Annotated in this window: 21 protein-coding genes and 1 pseudogene; 12 read left to right on the top strand and 10 right to left on the bottom strand. The window is 40.6% G+C overall.

The genetic code is table 11. The features are described from left to right. Positions 1–153: 153 nt before the first annotated feature. The 8 genes and pseudogenes from M1P97_RS23405 to M1P97_RS23370 form a co-directional block, all read right to left on the bottom strand. The gene (locus M1P97_RS23405) at positions 154–1,356 is read right to left on the bottom strand and encodes a PD-(D/E)XK nuclease family protein (protein ID WP_074636749.1); all 1,203 of its coding nucleotides are present in this window, start codon (positions 1,354–1,356) and stop codon (positions 154–156) included. After that, positions 1,353–2,798, bottom strand: coding sequence for a serpin family protein (locus tag M1P97_RS23400; protein WP_249390382.1), 1,446 nt, complete (start codon positions 2,796–2,798; stop codon positions 1,353–1,355). Before M1P97_RS23400 ends, M1P97_RS23405 begins: the two co-directional genes overlap by 4 nt. 2 nt (positions 2,799–2,800) lie before the next feature. Next, the gene (locus M1P97_RS23395; RefSeq protein WP_074636753.1) at positions 2,801–3,421 is read right to left on the bottom strand and encodes a radical SAM protein; all 621 of its coding nucleotides are present in this window, start codon (positions 3,419–3,421) and stop codon (positions 2,801–2,803) included. 21 nt (positions 3,422–3,442) lie between these two features. Then, positions 3,443–3,859: a hypothetical protein gene (locus M1P97_RS23390; protein WP_074636755.1), complete on the bottom strand. Its 417-nt coding sequence runs from the start codon at positions 3,857–3,859 to the stop codon at positions 3,443–3,445. 74 nt (positions 3,860–3,933) lie between these two features. Next, on the bottom strand, positions 3,934–4,827 hold the full coding sequence (locus tag M1P97_RS23385) for a GIY-YIG nuclease family protein (protein WP_074636758.1): 894 nt from the start codon (positions 4,825–4,827) through the stop codon (positions 3,934–3,936). Between the two features lie 33 nt (positions 4,828–4,860). Continuing rightward, complete coding sequence (locus M1P97_RS26400; RefSeq protein ID WP_074636761.1) at positions 4,861–6,696, bottom strand: A1S_2505 family phage non-structural protein; 1,836 nt, start codon at positions 6,694–6,696, stop codon at positions 4,861–4,863. Positions 6,697–6,742: 46 nt separating this feature from the next. Further along, positions 6,743–7,480, bottom strand: a complete 738-nt coding sequence (locus M1P97_RS23375) for an NUDIX hydrolase (protein ID WP_074636763.1) — start codon at positions 7,478–7,480, stop codon at positions 6,743–6,745. Between the two features lie 246 nt (positions 7,481–7,726). Then, positions 7,727–8,014 (bottom strand): annotated as a pseudogene (locus M1P97_RS23370) (IS4 family transposase); the annotation flags it as partial. Positions 8,015–8,202: 188 nt separating this feature from the next. On the opposite strand from M1P97_RS23370, the gene M1P97_RS23365 reads away from it, so the two are divergent. The 3 genes from M1P97_RS23365 to M1P97_RS23355 are packed head-to-tail and all read left to right on the top strand — an operon-like array spanning position 8,203 to position 11,459. Next, positions 8,203–9,438: a site-specific integrase gene (locus M1P97_RS23365; protein WP_074636768.1), complete on the top strand. Its 1,236-nt coding sequence runs from the start codon at positions 8,203–8,205 to the stop codon at positions 9,436–9,438. Beyond that, positions 9,431–10,441, top strand: coding sequence for a tyrosine-type recombinase/integrase (locus M1P97_RS23360; RefSeq protein WP_074636771.1), 1,011 nt, complete (start codon positions 9,431–9,433; stop codon positions 10,439–10,441). Before M1P97_RS23365 ends, M1P97_RS23360 begins: the two co-directional genes overlap by 8 nt. Further along, a complete protein-coding gene (locus M1P97_RS23355) occupies positions 10,431–11,459 on the top strand; it encodes a site-specific integrase (protein ID WP_074636772.1) in 1,029 nt (342 codons plus the stop codon). Before M1P97_RS23360 ends, M1P97_RS23355 begins: the two co-directional genes overlap by 11 nt. Positions 11,460–11,549: 90 nt before the next feature. Here M1P97_RS23355 and M1P97_RS23350 read toward each other — a convergent pair whose 3' ends face one another. Further along, complete coding sequence (locus M1P97_RS23350; protein WP_218132452.1) at positions 11,550–12,506, bottom strand: IS4 family transposase; 957 nt, start codon at positions 12,504–12,506, stop codon at positions 11,550–11,552. Between the two features lie 564 nt (positions 12,507–13,070). Next, a complete protein-coding gene (locus tag M1P97_RS23345; protein WP_074636775.1) occupies positions 13,071–13,730 on the bottom strand; it encodes a M23 family metallopeptidase in 660 nt (219 codons plus the stop codon). Positions 13,731–14,076: 346 nt separating this feature from the next. Here M1P97_RS23345 and M1P97_RS23340 point away from each other — a divergent pair, with 346 nt between their 5' ends. The 9 genes from M1P97_RS23340 (at position 14,077) to M1P97_RS23300 (ending at position 21,594) form a co-directional block, all read left to right on the top strand. Next, positions 14,077–14,838 carry a DUF4099 domain-containing protein gene (locus M1P97_RS23340; RefSeq protein ID WP_249390381.1) on the top strand — a complete coding sequence of 254 codons (762 nt, stop codon included), beginning with the start codon at positions 14,077–14,079 and terminating at the stop codon, positions 14,836–14,838. 6 nt (positions 14,839–14,844) lie between these two features. Next, positions 14,845–15,069, top strand: coding sequence for a hypothetical protein (locus tag M1P97_RS23335; protein WP_074636780.1), 225 nt, complete (start codon positions 14,845–14,847; stop codon positions 15,067–15,069). Between the two features lie 14 nt (positions 15,070–15,083). After that, positions 15,084–16,787: a hypothetical protein gene (locus tag M1P97_RS23330; protein WP_074636783.1), complete on the top strand. Its 1,704-nt coding sequence runs from the start codon at positions 15,084–15,086 to the stop codon at positions 16,785–16,787. Positions 16,788–16,897: 110 nt separating this feature from the next. Beyond that, positions 16,898–17,338 carry a DUF4494 domain-containing protein gene (locus M1P97_RS23325; protein WP_074636785.1) on the top strand — a complete coding sequence of 147 codons (441 nt, stop codon included), beginning with the start codon at positions 16,898–16,900 and terminating at the stop codon, positions 17,336–17,338. A 104-nt stretch (positions 17,339–17,442) separates the two neighbouring features. Next, the gene (locus M1P97_RS23320; RefSeq protein ID WP_249390380.1) at positions 17,443–19,008 is read left to right on the top strand and encodes a toprim domain-containing protein; all 1,566 of its coding nucleotides are present in this window, start codon (positions 17,443–17,445) and stop codon (positions 19,006–19,008) included. A gap of 3 nt (positions 19,009–19,011) precedes the next feature. Then, the gene (locus M1P97_RS23315) at positions 19,012–19,506 is read left to right on the top strand and encodes a PH domain-containing protein (protein ID WP_249390379.1); all 495 of its coding nucleotides are present in this window, start codon (positions 19,012–19,014) and stop codon (positions 19,504–19,506) included. Beyond that, positions 19,487–20,188 (top strand): hypothetical protein, encoded by a 702-nt coding sequence (locus M1P97_RS23310; protein WP_249390378.1) that lies wholly within the window; start codon positions 19,487–19,489, stop codon positions 20,186–20,188. The genes M1P97_RS23315 and M1P97_RS23310 overlap by 20 nt, the downstream gene beginning before the upstream one ends. Positions 20,189–20,196: 8 nt before the next feature. Next, positions 20,197–20,871, top strand: a complete 675-nt coding sequence (locus M1P97_RS23305; protein WP_249390377.1) for a hypothetical protein — start codon at positions 20,197–20,199, stop codon at positions 20,869–20,871. 24 nt (positions 20,872–20,895) lie between these two features. Then, on the top strand, positions 20,896–21,594 hold the full coding sequence (locus M1P97_RS23300; RefSeq protein ID WP_249390376.1) for an antitoxin: 699 nt from the start codon (positions 20,896–20,898) through the stop codon (positions 21,592–21,594). Positions 21,595–21,600: the final 6 nt, after the last annotated feature.

Below are 21,600 nucleotides of genomic sequence, written 5' to 3'. Positions count from 1 at the left end.
GAACTCCTTGCTCAATAATTCTTTGGGAATCTCCATAAAATTTACATTTTTCAAATTTAATAAATAAAAAAAACTACAAGTAACAATACCTGTAGTTTTTCATTTACACAATTTTATGGACAGTGTCACAAAAATGATTATTACCAATTTCTCTTAATCGTTTGAATCCAAAAATCCAGCATCTTTAACAGCACGATAGAGAGCTGAAAATCTTTCGATACCGTTCTGTGTGTGACACCAAGCAATCCATCCTTTTTCTTTGTGAATTTTGGTAAGGTCTATCTCTGCATTCTTGAGGATTTTCTCAAAATCTTTATCAAGATCTGACATACTATTGACTCTATATGAAGCATATTGGAAGCCCCAATATGGAGCTTTTTTTTCAGAATCTGAACCATCCCAGATTCCCAGCCAAACATCGTTTATAAGTTTAATTCCAAAAGAATGCTTGTCATTATTAAATTTTACGCCGAGCAATAACTCCAATTGTTTTTGCCACTCCAATATTGTTTCATGTGAATGTTTCATCTTTATCTCATCTCTTACTGTGGCAATTGCATTCATTAATTCTTCCGCTTTTGTTCGCTGATTTTCGAGGGCATTCATTTGTTCTTCAAATGATTTATCTTCTATGTGAAGCTCTTTTATTATTAAATTTTTAATTTCGTTGTTCATATTTTTATCTAATGGTGAAGTGTGAAACTTCTGTTCTAAAAAATCTATATATTGGTCTAATGCACTGGATACATGTGGCTCATTGTCAATGGTTATTTTACGAAGCCATTCAGTTATGTCATATTTATACGAAAGAACTGTATAATGGTCATCTCCAATGTCTTCAAATACATTATTCTCCTTGTTCTCATCGCATAAAGATTCGTCTGTCGGAATTGTATGGCTTGTTGGATTTAGATAGACAACAAAAATTTGGTTCATTTTATATCCATATTTTTCCATGCCGATTTTGTGAACATACCTATATACCTGATTCTTTTTTTCTTCGGCACCATTTACCTTATTTTCAACAATGACGAATATGTCTTTTCCTTTTAGTGCTACATCAACACGGTCTTTTTCAGCCGTAACTTTCAAATGACCCGGGCTAATACTTAGAAATGTTTCCAAAAAGGACATTTGTATATACGGATGTTTGAGCATATTGGCAAGTACAAGGCTGTGACCTGTTTCCTTGAACGATCCATGACATGCAGCCTCAATGACATTAAGCTGGAATGGTCTCGTCTCCTTATGTTTCGCAATTATCCCTGCAACTTGATTGGAAAGATAAATTCCATCCATATAACTATCAAGTTTGCATTGGAATAAGCGATTTGCAAGCCTTAGTGTTTCAATCATATTATTGTTCCATTCATATTTTTTACGACTCCCATAAATAACAATTGTCCTGTCTCTCTTTTGATTGCAAAGCCAAAAGGCCTATTCAGCATCATTGTGATTATTGGTTGCATATCATCGTCAGGACAGCAGCCTACTTCATATTCTGCCATTGTTACGGCCGCTGCCTCTGTACCTTCTTCTTCAACATTTATAACGCATTGTTGCTTTATTTGACTGATATGGGCAGGCAAATCCGTGATATTAGGCAAGGAATCCTCAGTTTCAAACATATCTTTAAGGCCAAGCTCTGACAGAATATCCTTAAATGATAAAGTGTTGTCAAAATCAAAACGAGGCATAGATAGCTGAACATCATCACCATCTGAATCAAAATCCAACCAGTCAGTAGTGGCCATAACAGTCTCGATGGAACTTTTCTCTTTTGGAAGGACTACTACCATACTGTATTCACTATTCTTATATGGCAGTTTGATAACTTGGTATTCATCCGTTTCCTCATATTCTGCTTCCTCTATCTCCTGAAACATCATAGCTACATCACATTCAGTTCCATCAGAATTATGGAAGGTATCTACTTCTGTTTGATCTATCTCGAAAGGGCTACTCCATTTTCCATTCATGTAGATAGCATCTAGTAGAACCATTAGCGCATCCTCGCTCAGTTCTGTGTCGAGTTTATTAATCATCTTATTTGTATTATCCGATACCCATTTATCTATCCACAACTTGGTCTTAATCTTTTGTGAAAAATCAGCGTTGTAAGCTTTGGCATCGTAACTATCTTCAATATTATCAATGTACTCCTCTTTAATGACACCTAATTGCTTATTGTACCAGATACTAGACGCATGTTCCAATTTGAAGTTCTCATCATTGGTGGTATCGATTAAGCTATTGGTGTACATGATAAGTTTGCTGACCTCATTATAGAGGCTGCTTTGTTCATCCATTCCATCTCGAAGCATTTCCAAAATGCAACTGAGACCTGCAGGTGAGAATATAAAATTACCTTCAATCTTGGCCAATAACATATTTGTTATAGTTGAAGCAAATTCATAGAAATGGTATGGTGTTGGTTCACCCATCAAAGGTTCGGCAATTAAACCCATCTCATGAAAGCATTGAGTTTCTGGTTCTGGAACTGGTAGACCAGCAGTTTCATAGTCTCCAGGATTGTGATCAGCGGTCGGATCTATAGCGAAGACCTTACGTAATTCCTCCTCACTCATCAAGCCTTCCACAATCACAGGCTTTCCTTCTATATCTCGTTTGTCAATGGCATCCATAAGGTAGTGAACCTCAGACTCACATTTGGGACAAGTCCCAGGGCAATCACCCTTATGTGGACATTCTTCAATCTCATAAGGAATATCGTTCGCATCAGCAATGCGCTTACGTAGTTCCTTTAGTGTTCTGCATATTCTTTTGCCTTTCTCCATGATTAATGCTTTTTTATTGTATATGTAAATCGTTCTATATCTGTAACACCCAACTTGTGAAGGGCTTTTATATTGTTTTCTACATCCGATTCAGTGTTGAACTTAGGAATCAGAGGAACTCTAACTGTGATTTTAGCTTTCTTATTAATAAGATGCTGTAGGTTCTTAATCACCAAATCATTACTGCGTCCAGTATAAGCCCTGTATATTTCAGGGTTCATATCTTTGATGTCCACAATCCAATTGTCTATGATGACTTCCGTTGCATTCACATATGTTTCTTGCACATTCAATGAGGATTCGATGTTTATCTTCCAGTGCTTGCCATTGTCTGTGCAAATCTTCTTGAAGAGAAGAATATCCTTATACGACAGAAGGGGTTCACCACCACCAAAAGTAACGCCGCCACCCGTCGCACAAAAATACAAATCATCTTTCTTGATTTCATTGAATAATTCCTCAGGAGAGAATCTTTTCCATACACCTTTTGGTGAAAGTGCTTGTGGATTTAGGCAATACTTACAGTTTAAAGGACAACCGTGAAAAGCTACAAGCGTAGTTACGCCTGCACCATCCACACCAATCCGATGACGGCTGAGCCCTATGAGAATAGAAGTTTTCACCTGCTAATAACTACTAACAGACTATTTGAAAGCATAACACTTCTCATGTGAATCACAATCCTCATACTCGTAGTAACGTACCTTTAGCTCAGTTACCAATAAATGGTACAAAGCTTCGAAGGACTGATGGTTGTATCTGTCATCCTCTCCACACAATTCTTCAAGGTAGCCAACAAAGGCATTTCTAGCAGCATCCTCGTAACCATGATAACGAGGGTCAGCCATCTTCTCGTCAATGTTGTCACGCAAATCTTGATAGAAATCCACACCACGAGTGGCAAGAAAACCGAAGTGATAAAGTTTTGTTCTCCTGTCTATGTCACTAAACTCCGAAGCGAATCCGTCTAGGTAGGTACGTGGCGAACGTGGTAATTGGAGGCCATCGTAACCTTCAAAGGCACGCTCATGGACAACATTTGTTGGTTTATATTTGTACATAATTTGATTTTTTATGGGTTTAAACTAAATCTCATCCTATAAGATATTCTCTGTATCTTCTGAACAAGTCATATTTAGTTATCATTATATCCAAATTCGCGTGTCATAAACTTCTCCTTATAAAGATTCTCACGTGCTATGGCATCGTGTGGGGCTATGTTTAACGAAAGTGTTTCAAGAATTGCCCAGCTGAAGTTTTCTTCACAATTAGGGTCAGCTTCCATTGCTAATTTCAAAGATTTATTCTCGTTATGATTTGTCGTAGCATATCCATTCCATCGTTCCCACATACCACCAGCAAGATTATATGTCGAACCGATATAATGCTTGCCATTTTTATGATCGGTAATGATATAGATACAGTTGACCGACTTTAATGCCAATCTCCAGTCGCCTAGATTCTTCTCAACGATTTGCTTAAGTTGCGCCAGTGTTACATTCACATTTGCATAAGAAGAGAATATAGGTAAGCCCTGCTCATCTTCAAGCCCCGCTTCGATACGAATAACAGGCTTGATATTGTTGTAGTATTGATGCCAACTCACGGCTGCTGAGCCCCAATCTATGATTACCTTTTCGTTAAGCATTTCGAAACCTTCTGCTTCTGAGAAATCATAGTTATATGGAGAACACTCTTCGTATTGCTTTCCTGTTGGTTCAGGTCCATTATTCTTGAATACACCTACGAGTCGGGCTGTCGTTGAATTTTCGCCTAAAAATACAACTATGTAATCTACATTACTGTAGATAGGTTTAGCTTGCTCGCCCGTGTAGTACAAAAAGTTTTGTCTATCATGTTTGTAAAGACTATATATAGAAAATTTATCAAACTTTTCTCCATGGATGTACATCACATTACGATTGTCTTTCTGTCTAACAAACTTTACTCTATTAGCTTGTGCAGCCTTGTCGAAATCATCGTTCCGACCAGCCAAAACTTCTTGGATTGATACGATATAATCTTTCATTTTATTGTTGAATTTAATTGATTAACATTATTATCAGTTTGCTTCAGTCATGCAATAATACTCCCAAAAGGATTTTGGTAAAGTAACATTTTGCAAAAGTATCGCCTTTTTGAAGAGAGGAGCCACTTGTTCTGGCTTGTAGCCAGCAATTCCACATCCGATTGGAGTTACGAGAAATCGGAGTTCCTGATGCTCTTTGGCGAACTCGATAAAACGGTTGATGTTCTTAGCCATTTCCACTGGTCCTTCCATGGATGATATGGCACAGCTTTGACCTTGCAGTCCGTCACCTTGCCCCCAAACAGCTCCAAAATGCTTTACAGCTGCCTTGGCTGCCCCGCCTATGTGATGACCGTTTTTGTTGCTGCCGAACACAAATACCTCGTTTTTCTCCAGAGAGTCTATCTTCTCGGGAGTAACACGACCTTTCTCATCCCGTTCAACCGAAGCATATATTTCAGCTCTTTCCATTTTAGCACATAGATCGATAGCCTCTTTCACCGCTTTATTCCTTTTCTCTTCTTCCTCATTGAGTTCCAGGTCTTTAATGGCACGTTCTTTCCAAGATTCATAATAAGCCTTCCATGCTTTCTGACTTGGACCGGTAATCTCTGAATAGAGCAGATAGAGGAAGAGCGTTTTAGCTGGTATGTCTCCATTTACACCAAACTCGCTCAAGACTCTATTGACCACAAGTCTATCAATAGTGTAGTTACCGTTGGCATATACATAATGAGCCTCGAAAGCACACTGACCTGTCCAGCTGCGGTAGTAACGAATATATTTGTCATCACAATACATAAACCAATGATCCTCCTGTGCTTCTGGAATGTGTCCCTGACGAAGGATAGCCATATCTGAATCCTTCATTGAGAAGTTTATATCAATTTCTGAAATATTATCGGTTGGCATAGGTTGTATATTCCAACTCTCCTTGGTAGCCTTAGTGTCTTTTGATGGTATAGGATTCTCTCCATTCAAAAACTTGCCCATGTGTCCATAGCCCAACTTCCAGAGCATCACCACTTCCTGTTGCTTCAGCTGCTTACTTTTAGGCTTATAATCAGGCTGATCATCGCAAGCTTTGTAGAATGCAATGACCACCTCCTTCATTTCTTCAGTCAGGTAGCTCATGGCCTTCTGTTTCATCCATTCCGGAATGCCCCAAAGGTGCTCGGCTATGCTTCCCACAATAGCTCCCAAGGTATCAGCATCTGCACCAAGGCTGACCGCTTTGCGAATAGCTTCCTCAAAGCTATTGCTTTCATAGATTATTTGCAAGGCAGGCGGGATAGTCCCCTGACAGGTCTCGTCGAATTGGTTTTTGTAGTCGTCCAAATCCACAAAACTAGCAAAACCATTATCACTGGCAGCGCTGAGGGTAATGTCCATAATGTCAGTTTGAAGTGCTTTGGGAGTAACCAAACCATCACTCGAATTAATGGCGCAATGAATTGCCCAAGCTACGGCCTGTGCCCCTTTGATTCCCATTGGATGATTATGGGTGCAAGTTGCTGACAGCCTGGCCTGTTCGATCACTTCTTTGTCATCTCTGAAATACATACCAATGGGACTTACTCTCATAGCACTTCCATTCCCGAAACTTCCATAAGGTTGCGGATTATCACTCTCCACCCATTTGCGAAAACGACCACCAAATCCTCCTTTCGGCTTCATATAGCGTCTGCACCAGTCATGAAGACTTTCTCCATAGTCGCGATTCTTGAGAACGGCATCAGCTATAGCAATGGTACAGATGGTATCATCTGTGAAGCTATTCTTATCAGAAAATAGTTCAAAATTATAATCGTTCGTAGCATCAAACTCGTAGCGGCTACCTACTATATCGCCAATAATTGCACCTAACATACGCTTAATAGATTATCTGTTATTATCTGGGTGAAAATATGGATTACTAGAAGTCAAATGGATATTTGCGCCATTCCTTTGAGGCATTAGCTTTAGCAAATGCTTCTTCATCGAAGGAATAAACATATAACGCTCTTTGTATAGGTATATCAGCCTGCACGTCAGAAGCCTCCATGCAACAGCTTCGGCCATCGTTAACCTCCTTCTTGATTAGGAAGCCAGAGGACTCCATTTTTCGAAGGAAGTTACGTCGGTCATATTTTTTCTCATGAATAAGTTCATAAATACGCTGTAGCTCATCCATCTTAAATTCATTACCCAATAATTTGAATGCAATAGGAGTGATTCGAAGTTTCTCCTGCAACTTTCCCCTTGCCATTCTGATAATATCCGCATGGTCAAAAGCAAGGGTAGGTAACTGATTCCATTGAAACCATTTTGCGCGAGCTGCATCATCACCGGCAATTACATCAAAATCATTCTTACTCACAAGAGCAAAAAAAGCTACTGTCAAGACTCGTTCACGAGGGTCTCGGTTAACAGAGCTGAACACATGAAATTGTTCAAGATAGACATCCTTGATATTTGTTTCCTCACGTAATTCTCTATTTGCACCCTCTTCTACGGTTTCATCCATATTAAGGAATCCACCAGGCAAAGCCCATGTTCCTTTGAAAGGCTCTATACCACGCTCAATTAACAGGATGTTAATGCTTGTACCATCAAAACCAAAAATAACGCTATCAGTGGTCACGGCAGGATGTGGATATTTGTAAGTGTACATAAATGATTCTTTTATCGATTAACGAGTGCAAATATACTGCGTTATTTTGAAGCATATAAATATTTTCGCGTAAAAATAACGCAATTATATAATTTTATATGTTATAAGATGAAGTTCTAACTAATAACTAGAAAATATGCTTTTGGAAATTATTGCTGTCCGATAAACTTTCGGTGTAAATAAATAATTATAGCTCGGCTACAGTCTAACTGTAGTCGAGTACTTATTTTATGGTGACAAGCCCCCTCAGTGAAATAAAGAAGGTTCTAAAAATATGCTTGAAGCCTCTTTAAGACTTATTTCCCAGTCTTTTTCTGGGTGATTGAACAGACTATAGAAATCGACATAATACATAAGAGTAATTCTGACCATTGTTGCTAGTCCAGAAAAGCTCCATGAACGTGTCAGTCTCTTTTTCATAACCATCAAAAGCAAATTAGCGATCAATGTTATCCAAATTTGTATTTTTATAGCATTAGCACTTTCTCCATAGAAATATCTAAGAGGAAAATTCTGCTTCATCTGTTTAAATAGATTATGTAAAGTTTTACATAATCTATTTTATGGATAGCTACACCTTATGTAAAGTATGCACCATTACAACCTCTTCCTCCCCTTAATCCATCAACTTTTCAACTATTCACTTTCCATAATCACTTTCCATAATCACTTTCCATAATTATATTTTGGTTAACAGTATGTTCAACTTAAAAATATAGTTTATGAAGGAAAAAGAAATTAACGGATTGATTGACAGTTGTGTTCACTACTTCACCAATGCTTGCTACACCGTTTCGCGTATTAGTAAGTACCGCTCGCTTTGGCGAAACGGTATTTTGCGATTTATGAAAGAGCAGTCTATCTCCATTTACACTCCGGAAGTCGGCCTTCGGTATATTTCGGAGAAGGTGTCCAAGGAAGACCTCCGCCATGAAGACCGGGAGAAAATCAGGAGTATACAAGTTTTGGATGATTATCTGAATCTGGGATACATTCGCAAAAACACTACTGAATGTGTGCGGCATACGTTGGAAGGTTCATTGGGGGAAGAGATGAAAAAGTTGATAGTCCATCTTCGCACCCTTCGTCGCAGTCAAGTTACGATTAATTGCTATGAACTGTATTTGAGTATTTTTCTGAAATACCTCTATACACAAGGCGTGCAGACACCTAATAGCATAACAGAATATCATATTATCAAGTTTATATCCAATACGGAGAATAATAAAATCAACATCGTTAGCAGCCTGCGTGTTCTTTTCCGCTTCTGGTTTGACCAACATATCATCTCTAAGGATAAGGAATCGATTCTAAGGAATTACAGGTGGATCAAAAAAGAAAGGATACCCTCTTATTATACGTCTGAAGAGGTGGCAAAAATAGAATCTTCTGTTGATCATGCCGGAGGGAGTGGCAAACGGGACTATGCCATGCTTTTACTTGCGACCCGGTTAGGACTTAGGGGTTCTGATATAGCCAACTTAAGATTTTTCAATATCGATTGGGAAAAATGCATCATCAAACTGATTCAATATAAGACTAAAGAATCCATTGAACTCCCACTGTTAGCAGATGTGGGCAATGCCATTATCGATTATCTTAAATATGGACGTGTGGAATCCGATTCTGATCACATTTTTCTCTCAACACGTGCTCCGTACGTGAATTCGAACGGGTCGATGGTTTGCAGTGCTATCAACAATATCATCTCCAAAGCCGGTGTATCTATAAAATATCGTCATCATGGGGCACACTCCATGCGACACAGTCTGGCTAGCACTATGCTTGAGAACGGAGTCAGTTTCCCTGTTATCTCGGAATCCCTTGGTCACAGGTTTACTTCTTCTACCATGACTTACCTCAAAATAGACATAAACTCCTTACAGATGTGCGCCCTACCGGTACAGCCGGTCAACGCAGACTTCTATGTACAGAAAGGAGGAGCCTTTTATGAGTGAATCATTTATCTATAAGAGCTCTCTTGCCTCTTATATGAACGACTTTGTCGAACTGAAAAATGCCTCCGGTATAAATACACTGCGCACAAAATGGATTTTGCTGGAAATCGATAAGTTCTATATCTGTCAAGGGATTACAGATGCCGTTGTCACAAGCCAAATCATTGAGCAATGGAGAAAGACAAGAAATAATGATGCCGGTAGCACTCTCTATACAAAGTACTCCGTATGGAATCAGTTTACACGTTTTATGTGCCGTCAGGGGCATGAGTGCTACATCCCCTCATTACCACAATACCGGAGTTCCAAGAAAGGTTTTACCCCTTATATCTTCACGCATGAACAGATAAAAGCTATCATGATTAAAACGGAAGAGTTGCGTCTGTACGACCGCCACATGACATGCTCCATAATATTTATCCCGGCTCTTATCCGACTTTTATACAGTACTGGGGCAAGAGTTTCAGAGGCTTTGTCCATTAAGAATAAGGACGTCTGCCTGGCACAGGGGTACATCATTGTCCGCAAAAGCAAGAATGGCTGTGAGCGTATAATCCCGATAGGAGAAACTATGAAAATTGTTCTTGACCAATATATATCGTATCGTGACAGAATGCCTATAAAAGATGTGGCTACGCCTGACTCTTTTCTGTTCGTCAAACCGGATGGCACACCTTCAAGAGCCGGGTGTGTATATACTTGGTTCAGACGTATATTGAAAGAATGCGGAATACCACATATCGGAAATCATCAGGGGCCTCGGGTACACGACTTAAGACATACTTTTGCGGTGCATGCTTTGGAACGCATGGCTCACAACGGAACAGACTTGTATACCAGTATGCCAATCTTATCGACTTGCCTGGGTCACAAGGCTATCTCTGCTACGGAGCAGTACGTTAGGCTAACAATGGATATGTACCCGGAACTTGCAGGGCAAACAGCACCTATAAACGCATTTGTATACCCTAAACTAAGGAAAGGAGTACTTTATGAAGACTAATACAGACTTTGCCAAACATATCAGTCGTTTCTTGTCCGAATATCTTCCGCATCACCGAAATGTGAGTCCCAACACGATCAAATCTTATACAGACACTTTTATCCAGTTTATTACCTTTATGAGAAATAAGAAGTGTGTTCCTGTAGAAAAACTCACGTTGGAGTGTTTGAATAAGGAAAATATAATCAACTTCCTGCAATGGATAAAAGACGAAAGGAAATGCAGCAATGCAACCAGAAACTACCGTTTGGCAGCGATTTGCTCATTTACTCAATACCTCCAATATGAGGATATTGGTCGCCTGTCCACCTGGCAGCAAATAGGGAGCATCAAAGCTCTGAAGACAGAGAAGCGAACAATCAACTATTTAACTGTCGATGCCATCAAATTGCTTCTTGAACAACCAGACACTACTACGGGTAAAGGTCGGCGCAACCTGGCCTTGCTTGCGTTGATGTACGATACAGGGGCCCGGGTGCAAGAAATCATAGACCTGACTGTCGAATGTATAAGGATAGAAAGTAGACCTTATACTATCCGACTGACCGGAAAAGGGCGTAAGAGTCGAATAGTACCGCTCATGGATGAACAAACAGACATCCTAAGAAACTATTTGGAAGAATGTCACTCACAAAAATCAGAAAACAAGAAGCATCCATTGTTCTATAATAGCCGAGGAGAAAAACTAACACGGGCAGGTGTTACATATATCATGCAGTCATATATACAAATGGCCAGAATGGCACATCCGGAACTTATCCTCGACAAAATAAGCTGCCATTCCCTCAGGCACAGCAAAGCAATGCACCTTCTTCAAAGCGGCGTAAACCTTGTCTATATTAAAGATATACTTGGACATAGTTCAATACAGACAACAGACATCTATGCAAGAGCAGACAGCAAGCAAAAACGAGAAGCTCTCGAAAATGCTTACGTGGACATCAATCCAAAAAGCAATGGCATGAAGCTCTGGGAAAATGATAAAAACCTGCTCGAATGGTTGAAAAGACTAAGATGATACTATTTATGTAAAGTCGAACAGTAAAGTAATCGTTGGAACTATCTATAAATCAACAATGAAAAATGAACGACTTTACATAAGGTGCAGCTATCCATAAAAAAGTAGCTCTATTTCCCATCTTTTGCGGTATATTTCTACAATCTCTGCTGGATCAGATTCCATATCATTTGTTAGAAGATGTATCAGTTTATGCTTTTTCAGGTCAACGTATGTTATAATACGAGCTTTATGTATAAGAGTTTCTCCATTCCTTTGCTCTTTAGAGAAATACACATGTTGGATTATTATTTCCATAAATCCATCAGGAGTCTGATATATTATATCATTCAGAATATGATATTTAAGGTTCCTCTTCATCTTAGTTACATATATAACTCCTTTCTGTGTCATTTGCTCAAGCTTGACATAATCTATATAGGCACGGTCCATAGCCATAATGTCTCCTTTGTTTAATGATACTGGATTTAACATGAAGGAATCGTTCGTTGCAGCAGAGGTGAACTTAATATCCGAAGGTATACACTCATTGGCATGTATTACAGTGTGGACTTTTATTCCTCCTTTCTTCTTGCCTGTTTTAGGGTGACGCCCAACGCCTTTAAATAATATATTGGAGAATAATGAGATAGTCGTAGAATCTATTATCTGCAGACGACTCATCCATTTTGGCTCATTGTGAGACCTGCTGTCCGAAGAAAGCTGATGATGGTATTTTGCATATAGATTACGATATATAGATTCAAAGACAGCTTCAGGACGCCTTTTGTTTGCGTCGGATAATGTGCTTCGTGATGTCATCATAGAAATTCCAAGATGATTCAACTTACGAGCTTCAGCCTGAAGGGAGGCTGTTATTTCACGCAAAGAATCAAAACGCATAATGACAGCATAGAGCATGACAACGGTATGTGTCCAACAATCAAACCGCTTTATGTAGCGTTCTCCACCGAGTTCATTACTGATTTTTAGAATTTTTGTCTTGTCAAGCAAACTTATTATCTGACTATAGAGCGGCTGTCCGCTAAAATGTGTACTTTTACCCATATTGTGGTGATTTTGTTTGTGGTAAAATAAAGTAACATAATTAGGGCTGAACTCATATGAATTCAGCCCTTTATTTTTTTATTTTATAAAACTTTTATCGGACAGCAATATTTGGAAATAGGCAAAGTAAAACAAGACCAAAATCGTTTTTTAACTACTCTTTAAAATAACCAATATAAGGTTACTGATTAATTATTGTTTGACATGCTATATAATTCTATAGATTGGTATCATTATTATATTTCAAAAGATAATTAGCCATCGAAAATTTTGAAAGCAACACTTCGTATAAATCTCTCTGTATCAATCCATAAACCTGCTTACAAATTTGGCTATCTCGCTAAAAATGAGTATATTTGCATATAAATTCAATGCTAATAATATGGACGGATTAATACTTATCATACTTGGAATCTACATCTTTTCTAAGATGTTTGGTAGTGGCGATAAAAAGAAAAAGAGACGTAAAAGAAAGTCAATCTTCTGGGGTGATACTTCTACGTACTCTGATTATGACGCATGGAACAGATCGCATGGGTCGGACAATAAGTTGTTTTAATTGCACTACACGACAATGGACTTCAGCTGTGCCAAACATTCAGCCTGAGTCTCCTTTATGTAATCCAGCAAGATTGAAGGATTGACGTACTTTCCCTTGTACTTGCAGGTCAAATGAAGATGTTCACCGGTACTACGACCTGTAGAACCAGATATACCGACAACATCACCTGCATTCACACTGTCACCTTTCCGAACCAATGCTTTGGAGAGATGGCAATAAGAAACTGTATAGTTTCCATATTCAAGCACTACATAATTACCCGAACGCTTGTCTTTGCCGACTTTCTTCACTCTTCCCTGCATCATACTATAGACTTCATCGTCTTTTGCTTGTAAGTCAACTCCATTATGCTTGGTTGGCTTTCCTGTGAATGGGTCTTTACGAACACCATAGTTGGAATTCAAACGTATCTTCTTCAAAGGATAAGACACACTGATGTATTGAGCTATCAACTGCTCACGAACGCCATCGTTGTCAGACACAGCATTACAAACTTCCCTCTCATTAGAGGGTTCAACAATATCAGTAGCCAATTTACCACCAGGTACTTCGGCTACTGTTTCTATTTTATAAAGGTTAGAGCCATTGCTCACCGTATGAAACTGAGCCTTGCAAAGTGAACACTGTAAGGCCAGTATAAAAAAGGATACTTTCGCTTTCATACCTGCAAAAGTACACTCTCCTTACCATCCATTCTTGAAATCATATCTATATCATCAAGAAACAGCCAAAATTAAACATCCATTAAGTCATCAAATTCAGTTTTCATACTCAAAACGAAGCTATCAGCAGTATTATAATCTCTATCTACTTTGAAAAGCAACACTTTACTAATTTTTCCATTAAAAAGAGATACCCAAACAATAGTTTTGAGTATGATTACAAAGTATAATAATTCTGTTTCGATTAATTATTCTGAAAACTAAGCCTGTTCTGTCTTACTAAATCGTTCACAACAATTTACCACTATAATTTTGTGCCCAGATTATAACGCAAACACAAAAATATATGAGTGAAACAACATTTTCAGAACAGGAGATGCCCTATGGGATTCTCCAACAGTTTGGTTTAACCGAAGAAATGATTACAGACCTACCGGAACATGCCTTGAAAGGAATCTTTGCTGGCAGACGTTCTCCTGTATTGCCAGTAAAAGTGACCAATGACCAAGGAGAAGTCATTACTTGCCGTACTCGCTTCTGCCTGATGAGAAACGAAGAGGATAAGGTGGATGTAATCTTCATTCCTCAGTTAATCGAAACCGACTTATCCCAGTTTCCAGAAGACAAGCAGAAACTTTTGGAAGCTGGCCATGCCATTATTGAACCTATGACCACCTCAGAAGGTCGTGAAGTAATGGCCTTCCATCAGGTTGATTTTGAGACAGGACAAGTACTCTCCGTTCCTACTCCCGTCATCGGACGAAACCTGCAGCTCATCTGCGACCATTTCCATTTGAGCAATGCAGAACTTTCATGCCTTAGCAATGGCAAGCCACTTACAGTGAGCATTGATGATGAACCTGTAACCATGGGAATCGATTTGGATGACCTTACAGGTGTCCGTGTTTCTAAGGGGGATGAACTGCAATGGCGTTCACAGCCCAAGAAGGAATGGGAGAAATATAACTTCGGCATCTACGGCTGTTGGACTATGGATGAGAATGGCAACCTGGACTATACTCCCGAAGAGGAATATACCGATGAGATGTGGAGTGAGCTCAACAAGAAGAGCGAATCACGCAAACAACAAGTAACACACAAAATGTAACGACACATGGCAAAAGAGAAATTCTACACAGAAGAAGAGCTCGTCGAGAAAATGCAGAACGGCGAGTATGGTTGGCTGGATTACGTCAACCACCATTCAAAGGAATGGAAAGAAGATTACAAAAACTATTGTGAAAGCCGTGGCAAAGCCATCAACCATGACAGTGCAGCCGAGTTCGTTGAATTCAAGCAGGCACAACTGGAGACAGCAATGGAAGATGGTGATGCCTAATCATTCCTAAGACTATGTCAATCAGAAAAAATACAAACCCACGTTCGTTGGATCTACAACCTGAGCTTCAGGACATCCTACTGAGAAATGGTATGCAAGCGCATATCCATGCCAGCAGCAATGGCTTCCAATTGGTTGTTCAGGGACATGATTACCCTGTACTCAACTATCCTATCAGCGAGAGACAGTTACAGGCACTAACCGACTGGGGAACCAATTCGGCCAACAAGAAAGCCTATAACACTTTCACGAATCTTGTAGCTAATGACTTCGATATGCCCAAGAACTTTGTTCATGCTCGCAATGCCAATGGCAGAGTAGCCATGGGCTTGCACGGCTATCGTATTGGTGTAGGTGAATATGGTCGTAATCCCATGCCATCTTTCCGCCAAGGCTGGAGAGCTATGGGAATGCATGGCCCTGTTCCATTCTTGGGATGGACACCTCGCCAACAAGATGGTTTTCATCTGAGACGAATCAATGGAGGACTCTATTACCCAGCAGGTGCGCCTATGGTTCCAAATCGTCCTGATGGACGCATGAAACCAGGAGAACTTCAGAGCGGTGGTTACGGCTTTTATTGGAAAGGACAACAACCCTCCGTTAAGCAAGACGTTCTACAGGATCTACAGACCGTAATCCAACCAATTCAAGCTCGTCCAAGAACCACACAGCCAGCAGAACCTTATAAAGATGTCATTACATCACCTGTCTATTTCACCAATGAGAAATGGCAAGAAGTCTTGACCTCTCATGGTTTGATTATTGACCCGACAACCAAAACATTGACTGTTCAGTCAGCCAGTTCTCCTGCCGACCTCCAATATGACTTAAAACCTGAAGAACTAAAGCTTCTCACAAGTAATTCATTGAAGGAAGTACCGCTTGAACAGAGGCTGGAAACCCTTTATGCTATCTTGAAAGAAGACTTTGCAGGGAGTATCACCATGGATGTTCTCAATAGCAAGGAAAGCATCAATATTCCATTGAGCGAAAAAGCGAAAGCAGAAATAAATCAGCAGTTGGGACTTGGCCAAGAACAGCAGCAAGGACAGATGATGGATGACGAACAGAACCAGCTCGTCGATCAAGAACAACAGCAAAACATTCATCCCGAATTAGCCCCATTACAGGAAGGCGGTGTACAGATGAATGGAAACGACTTACAGTATATAGATGAAAACAAAGGATGGTATCGTGAAGGCCGGCATGGTCGTGAAGTATCAGTGGATGAAATTCGTGTCGAGCCTATTACCAATAGACCCACCGAGCAAACCGCAAATAAAGAAAAGGAAGGCCAACAGACCGAGGGGAAATATAGCATGACCGCCATCATTGACGGACAGGTCGTCAGCCATGAGATAACGCAAAAGCAGTATGACAAGTTCATGGCCATTGATGACTACCACCGCATGAAACTCTTCTCCAAAGTCTTTCCAGAAGTAGAGATGAAAGGCCGTGGGGATGGGGATGGTGTTGGATTAGGAGTAAAAATCGGAGCTGCCTTACTTGCCGGAGCGACTGTCTTGGGTGAACTGGGCAGAGGGTTTCATCATCATGGATCAGCTCCTGAAGTCTATATGGAACACCATCATGGCCCGGAGCCAAGAGCGTATTTCAAGCCTGGCGTAGATACACCGATGGATGTTGCAGCCCGTAACTTTGAAGCGGCAGCAAACACTGAAATGATGCACAGAGAGTTGCATCATGGTATGTAATAACAGACGTAACAAACAGATATTGTGCAGATACTACTTTAATAGTATTACTACAGATAGTATATACATTTCATAGTATCTGCGTAATTACACTAAAACTAAAATAGAACATGAGAGCAAAAACAGCTTATTGGTTTGAGGTGACAGTGTGCTATCTCAAACAGATGGAAGACGGCACCGAAAAGAAGGCCAACGAAATATACACCACAGATGCCATGAGTTTCGGTGAAGCAGAAAGCAGATCTTTGAAAGAACTTAAAACACGAGTGCGTGGTGGTATCGAAATCAAGAATATCAATCCCGCACCTTATAAAGAAGTCTTCTTCAGCGATGATGAAGAGGATGACAAATGGTTCAAGGTAAAACTGTCCTTTATCACCTTGGATGAAGAGACCGGTTCCGAGAAACGCACGAATGTAACCTATCTGGTACAGGCTGCCAACTTGGAAGTAGCCCTTAGCAATGTGAATACCGTAATGGACAAAAGCATGGAAGAATTTACCATGGCCAACATTGCTGAAACCAAAGTCATGGAAGTATTCGAACACTAAATAGACAGCCTATGGCAGAATTAACCTACGACGATTTTAAGAGTCGCATCAACATACAGGACTTATTGGTAGATGCAGGCTATCAGCTCAACAGGCGTGATGGCTTGCGTTACCCATCATATGTCCGTATGGATAGCAATGGTAAACGTGTCCGTGGCGATAAGTATATTGTCACAGGAAATGGCCTTTGTTGTTTCCAGCCACCTGAACTGAAGAATTATAATGTTATCAGCTTCATCAAGGAGCATCCACATTTGTTCAGTGACTATACACCGGGCATGAATGCTGACAGGTTGGTCAACTTGGTCTGCAATAGACTGCTGAACAATCCGATACCAGAACGACCTTCAATCATAGCCGAGAGAGAACGTTCCCAACGAGTGTTTAATATCAATGACTATCAGCGACTGGATTTTCGGCTGAATGATTGGGATTCCCAAAAGGCATTCTACCCTTATTTCAAGAACAGAGGTATTAGCCTTGATACCCAACGAGATTTTCACAATAACTTCTTCATTGCCATCCGAAAAGGAAGCTATGGTAAGGAATATGCCAACCTCTCTTTTCCGATGCAGAAGCCCAATAATCTTGGAACATTTGTGGGACTGGAAGAACGAAGCAGAACCAATGCACAAGGAAAGACCATCTATAAAGGTATGGCAGCAGGAACCAACGCAACCGAAGGAATGTGGATAGCCAATCTGTCTTGTGAGCCTTTGGATCAAGCCAAACATGTTTATTGGTTTGAGAGTGCATTTGATGCAATGGCATACTATCAGATTCAGAAAGAGCAGTTGGAAGATACCATTGGTGGCTATGAAGACATGCAAAGTAAAAGTTCGTACAGAGGAGATGAAGAGATTCGTGAATTCGAACAAGAGCTCCACGATTTGGAAAATGCAGTCTTTGTAAGTACAGGCGGCAATCCAAGTATTCATCAGTTTAAGGGGATGTTTGCAGAGACCAATCATGCCAAGCATTATATCGGCTTTGACAGAGACCTTGCCGGCAGAACCTTTGCCATCAATTTCGCTTTGACAAGAGCCGATAAATCCTTTTACTCACATATCGGTGAGAATGGGAAATTGGTTGTGGTGGATGTACAGAACAGTAAGAATAACCAAGAGATAGATTTGCATGATTTTCGTTTCGAGGAAGCCTTGAAGAAACTCGGCATTGAATCTGTTGGAGAGCGTCCAGCCATAACGGACTACATGAAAACGTTACGTAATCCAGATGATATTTTCTCTGGAGATACCGACTATCTTCCTTATCCCATCTCATTCATCTATGGCAAATATGAGACCCTTTCAGAAGAGTATCACGTAGCAACCACTAGTGGCTATAGGTTGTGCGAAGAAGACTTGAAAACTATCAAGGAGAATGCACAAAGTCAGTTTGATAAATATCGTGAAGAATTGACCAAAGCCGCCAATGAATATCGTGAAAGACCCGGTCAGATTGTCTATAGTCCCTGTGATGAACGATATAAAGATTGGAATGATCAGCTGCTGGATAAGAAAATGTACTCCAATGAGGACATAATTGAAACTGCCATTGACGGGACTGATGGTGAATACAGAGAGATAAAAGATGACTTCGAAGACAAACAGAAAAAAGAAAAATCCGAAGAAGACAGCGAAGAACATAAACATCACTTTAGAAGATAGACCATGGCTCAACCACCGATACAACGATACAGAACCATCATTCTGCAGCCTCACTGGATGCAGTTTGTCATCAATGAATTGCCCATGCTCATCATCACCTCGGTAGCTTTCATTGCCGGTGGTATGGATGAAATGCCATTGGCAAATCTATGTCTGATTATTGCAGGGCTGTTAGCCGTCCGATTGCTCTACACCTTTATCTATCTCAGACGGATTGAGTGTAGAATCAACGAGGAGCAGCTCATCATGAATCATGGAGTGTTTACCCGCAAGAGTGAATATCTGGAGTTGTATCGCATTGTCGATTTCAATGGGCATAGAACACTCATGCAGCAAATCTGTGGGTTGAAAACAATAACCATCTATTCTGGCGACCGCAGTACACCCAAGTTAGACATCATCGGCGTGAAGAATGATTTGGACTTGGCGTCATTGGTCAGAGAAAGAGTTGAACTAAACCGAAGAAGAAAGGGAATCTATGAAATTGCGAATCGATAAAAGAATATTGGCAGTGGGACTGCTATGTCTTTCTGTACTACCTATCCGAGCCGAATGGGTGGTGATGAATCCGGGAGAATGGTTGGCGTTGGCAGAAGGTAACGAACTTATCAACAAACAGATTCAAAGCCAAACCAAAGGACAAACCCATACCGCTATCCTGCAAAACACCATGGCTGCCGAGTATAACAAGATAAAGGAATGGGAAGGCAAATACAGTGGTTATCTGAAAACAGTAAACGGCTATGCTTCTACCCTCAAGGCAGGAACATCGCTCTACCATGATGGTGTTCATATCTTCATCACCCTGGGTCAAATGAAGAAGGTCATTGAAAATAATCCGCAAGGTCTTGTGGCTTCCATATCGATGAACAACCTGTATATAGAAACGGCCACAGAACTGATTTCTGTTTTCACCTTGCTACGAGAAGGTATCTCAACGGGTGGAGAAATGAATATGCTGACCGGGGCTGAACGTTCTCAAATGCTATGGGCATTGGAAGATAGACTATCCTCTTTCAATAAAATGCTACGGAAGCTCTATCTCAGTGTTCGTTATTACACCATGACCGATGTCTGGAATAATGCAACGGCAGGCATGATTGACCGAGACAATAGTGAAGTGGCAGCAATGGCTATCGAACGTTGGCGCAGGTCTGCAAGAGTTGTTTCACAATACTAAGAATGAGCATGAAGAAACTAATGATGTTCCTATTCATATGTACACTGGGAATAAAATCTCATGCTCAGGTTGACCCCACTCTGACCGGGATGATTTCTGTCTATACTCAAAAGGCAGAGGATGAACTGAAATCCCAAAAGAGAGCAATGCTGTTGGAGACAACCGGTCATTTGTGGCTCAAAGAGGAAGTTGAAGGTACAACGGACATTCAAAAGAAGTTCAATAATTACCTCAATTGCTTCCGTTCCATAGTCACCTATGCCGCAGAAATCTATGGTTTCTATCATGAGATTGACCGCATGGCAGTGAACCTTGGCGAGTTTTCCGACCAGTTGAGCAATGCACCGAGCAACGCACTGGCGGTTGCCCTTTCTTCGAGACGGAATGCCATCTATCGGGAATTGATTCTGAACAGTGTAGAGATTGTCAATGATATTCGGCAGGTATGTTTGAGTAATAATAAGATGACAGAGAAGGAACGGATGGAGATCGTATTTGCCATTCGACCGAAACTCAAGACCATGAATAAGAAGCTCAAACGACTGACTAGAGCCGTAAAATATACCTCTATGACGGATATATGGGATGAGATACATGATGGCCCAAGAGACCCTGCCGATAAAAAGAAAATAGTGAGAGAAGCGATGGAACGTTGGAAACGTAATGGGCATCGTGGATTTTAATGTAACACAAAAACAGATAAAAATATGGGAATATGGAGTTCAATAGCATCAGCAGCCAGGAACCAAGCCGTCAGAAAAGTAGGACGATTTGTTACCTATCCGATTGTCCACCCCGGAAGAACCTTGCAAGGTGCTGGTGCAGCTACTAAAACGGCTGTTGTAGGTGGCGGTATGGGATACCTTGCTTGGGAAAGTATTGCCAATGACAAGCCTGTAGTGAAAACCGCCACAGAAGTTTTGGTTGGTGAAGAAACTGCCGAAAAGGTAGGCAATGTCGTTGGAGCAACCGTTGATGGTGTCGAGAAGACAGTCACATCAGCAGGTCAAGTCATTGAGAGCGCAGGTAATATGTTATCAGGAGCCAATAATTCAACAGGTGGCCTTGGTAATTTCTTTCAAGGGCTGTTCAGTGGGAACGGACTAGGTATGATTGGCGATTTCTTCAAGAATATCGGCAATGGTAAAGTCTCAGGACTGGGCTTAGCCGGATTGATTGGTGCAGCCTTCTTATGCTTCGGCAGGTTTGGTTGGCTGGGTAAGATAGCCGGTGCCATCTTAGGTATGATGGTCATCGGAAACAACTTCAATATGAATAAGATCATGGGTGGTCAGACACAGCAGAACGAAAATACAGAAGGACGTTCCACCGCTCAACAGCCGGAACAAAATCCCGTTGCACAAACCGAAGAAGCATCCAGTCCGACAGTTCGTCGAGGCAGATAATTACTA

It is taken from the genome of Parabacteroides leei (assembly GCF_023369805.1).
Taxonomy (GTDB): Bacteria; Bacteroidota; Bacteroidia; order Bacteroidales; family Tannerellaceae; genus Parabacteroides; species Parabacteroides leei.
The sequence above is the reverse complement of the archived record's forward strand: the minus strand, read 5'-3'. Positions and strand labels throughout refer to the sequence as shown.

What these genes read in the sequence shown, in the direction of transcription:
- M1P97_RS23405 (WP_074636749.1), bottom strand. Translation starts at nt 1,356, where the DNA reads ATGATTGAAACACTAAGGCTTGCAAATCGCTTATTCCAATGCAAACTT.
- M1P97_RS23400 (WP_249390382.1), bottom strand. Translation starts at nt 2,798, where the DNA reads ATGGAGAAAGGCAAAAGAATATGCAGAACACTAAAGGAACTACGTAAG.
- M1P97_RS23390 (WP_074636755.1), bottom strand. Translation starts at nt 3,859, where the DNA reads ATGTACAAATATAAACCAACAAATGTTGTCCATGAGCGTGCCTTTGAA.
- M1P97_RS23385 (WP_074636758.1), bottom strand. Translation starts at nt 4,827, where the DNA reads ATGAAAGATTATATCGTATCAATCCAAGAAGTTTTGGCTGGTCGGAAC.
- M1P97_RS26400 (WP_074636761.1), bottom strand. Translation starts at nt 6,696, where the DNA reads ATGTTAGGTGCAATTATTGGCGATATAGTAGGTAGCCGCTACGAGTTT.
- M1P97_RS23375 (WP_074636763.1), bottom strand. Translation starts at nt 7,480, where the DNA reads ATGTACACTTACAAATATCCACATCCTGCCGTGACCACTGATAGCGTT.
- M1P97_RS23365 (WP_074636768.1), top strand. Translation starts at nt 8,203, where the DNA reads ATGAAGGAAAAAGAAATTAACGGATTGATTGACAGTTGTGTTCACTAC.
- M1P97_RS23360 (WP_074636771.1), top strand. Translation starts at nt 9,431, where the DNA reads ATGAGTGAATCATTTATCTATAAGAGCTCTCTTGCCTCTTATATGAAC.
- M1P97_RS23355 (WP_074636772.1), top strand. Translation starts at nt 10,431, where the DNA reads ATGAAGACTAATACAGACTTTGCCAAACATATCAGTCGTTTCTTGTCC.
- M1P97_RS23350 (WP_218132452.1), bottom strand. Translation starts at nt 12,506, where the DNA reads ATGGGTAAAAGTACACATTTTAGCGGACAGCCGCTCTATAGTCAGATA.
- M1P97_RS23345 (WP_074636775.1), bottom strand. Translation starts at nt 13,730, where the DNA reads ATGAAAGCGAAAGTATCCTTTTTTATACTGGCCTTACAGTGTTCACTT.
- M1P97_RS23340 (WP_249390381.1), top strand. Translation starts at nt 14,077, where the DNA reads ATGAGTGAAACAACATTTTCAGAACAGGAGATGCCCTATGGGATTCTC.
- M1P97_RS23335 (WP_074636780.1), top strand. Translation starts at nt 14,845, where the DNA reads ATGGCAAAAGAGAAATTCTACACAGAAGAAGAGCTCGTCGAGAAAATG.
- M1P97_RS23330 (WP_074636783.1), top strand. Translation starts at nt 15,084, where the DNA reads ATGTCAATCAGAAAAAATACAAACCCACGTTCGTTGGATCTACAACCT.
- M1P97_RS23325 (WP_074636785.1), top strand. Translation starts at nt 16,898, where the DNA reads ATGAGAGCAAAAACAGCTTATTGGTTTGAGGTGACAGTGTGCTATCTC.
- M1P97_RS23315 (WP_249390379.1), top strand. Translation starts at nt 19,012, where the DNA reads ATGGCTCAACCACCGATACAACGATACAGAACCATCATTCTGCAGCCT.
- M1P97_RS23310 (WP_249390378.1), top strand. Translation starts at nt 19,487, where the DNA reads ATGAAATTGCGAATCGATAAAAGAATATTGGCAGTGGGACTGCTATGT.
- M1P97_RS23305 (WP_249390377.1), top strand. Translation starts at nt 20,197, where the DNA reads ATGAAGAAACTAATGATGTTCCTATTCATATGTACACTGGGAATAAAA.
- M1P97_RS23300 (WP_249390376.1), top strand. Translation starts at nt 20,896, where the DNA reads ATGGGAATATGGAGTTCAATAGCATCAGCAGCCAGGAACCAAGCCGTC.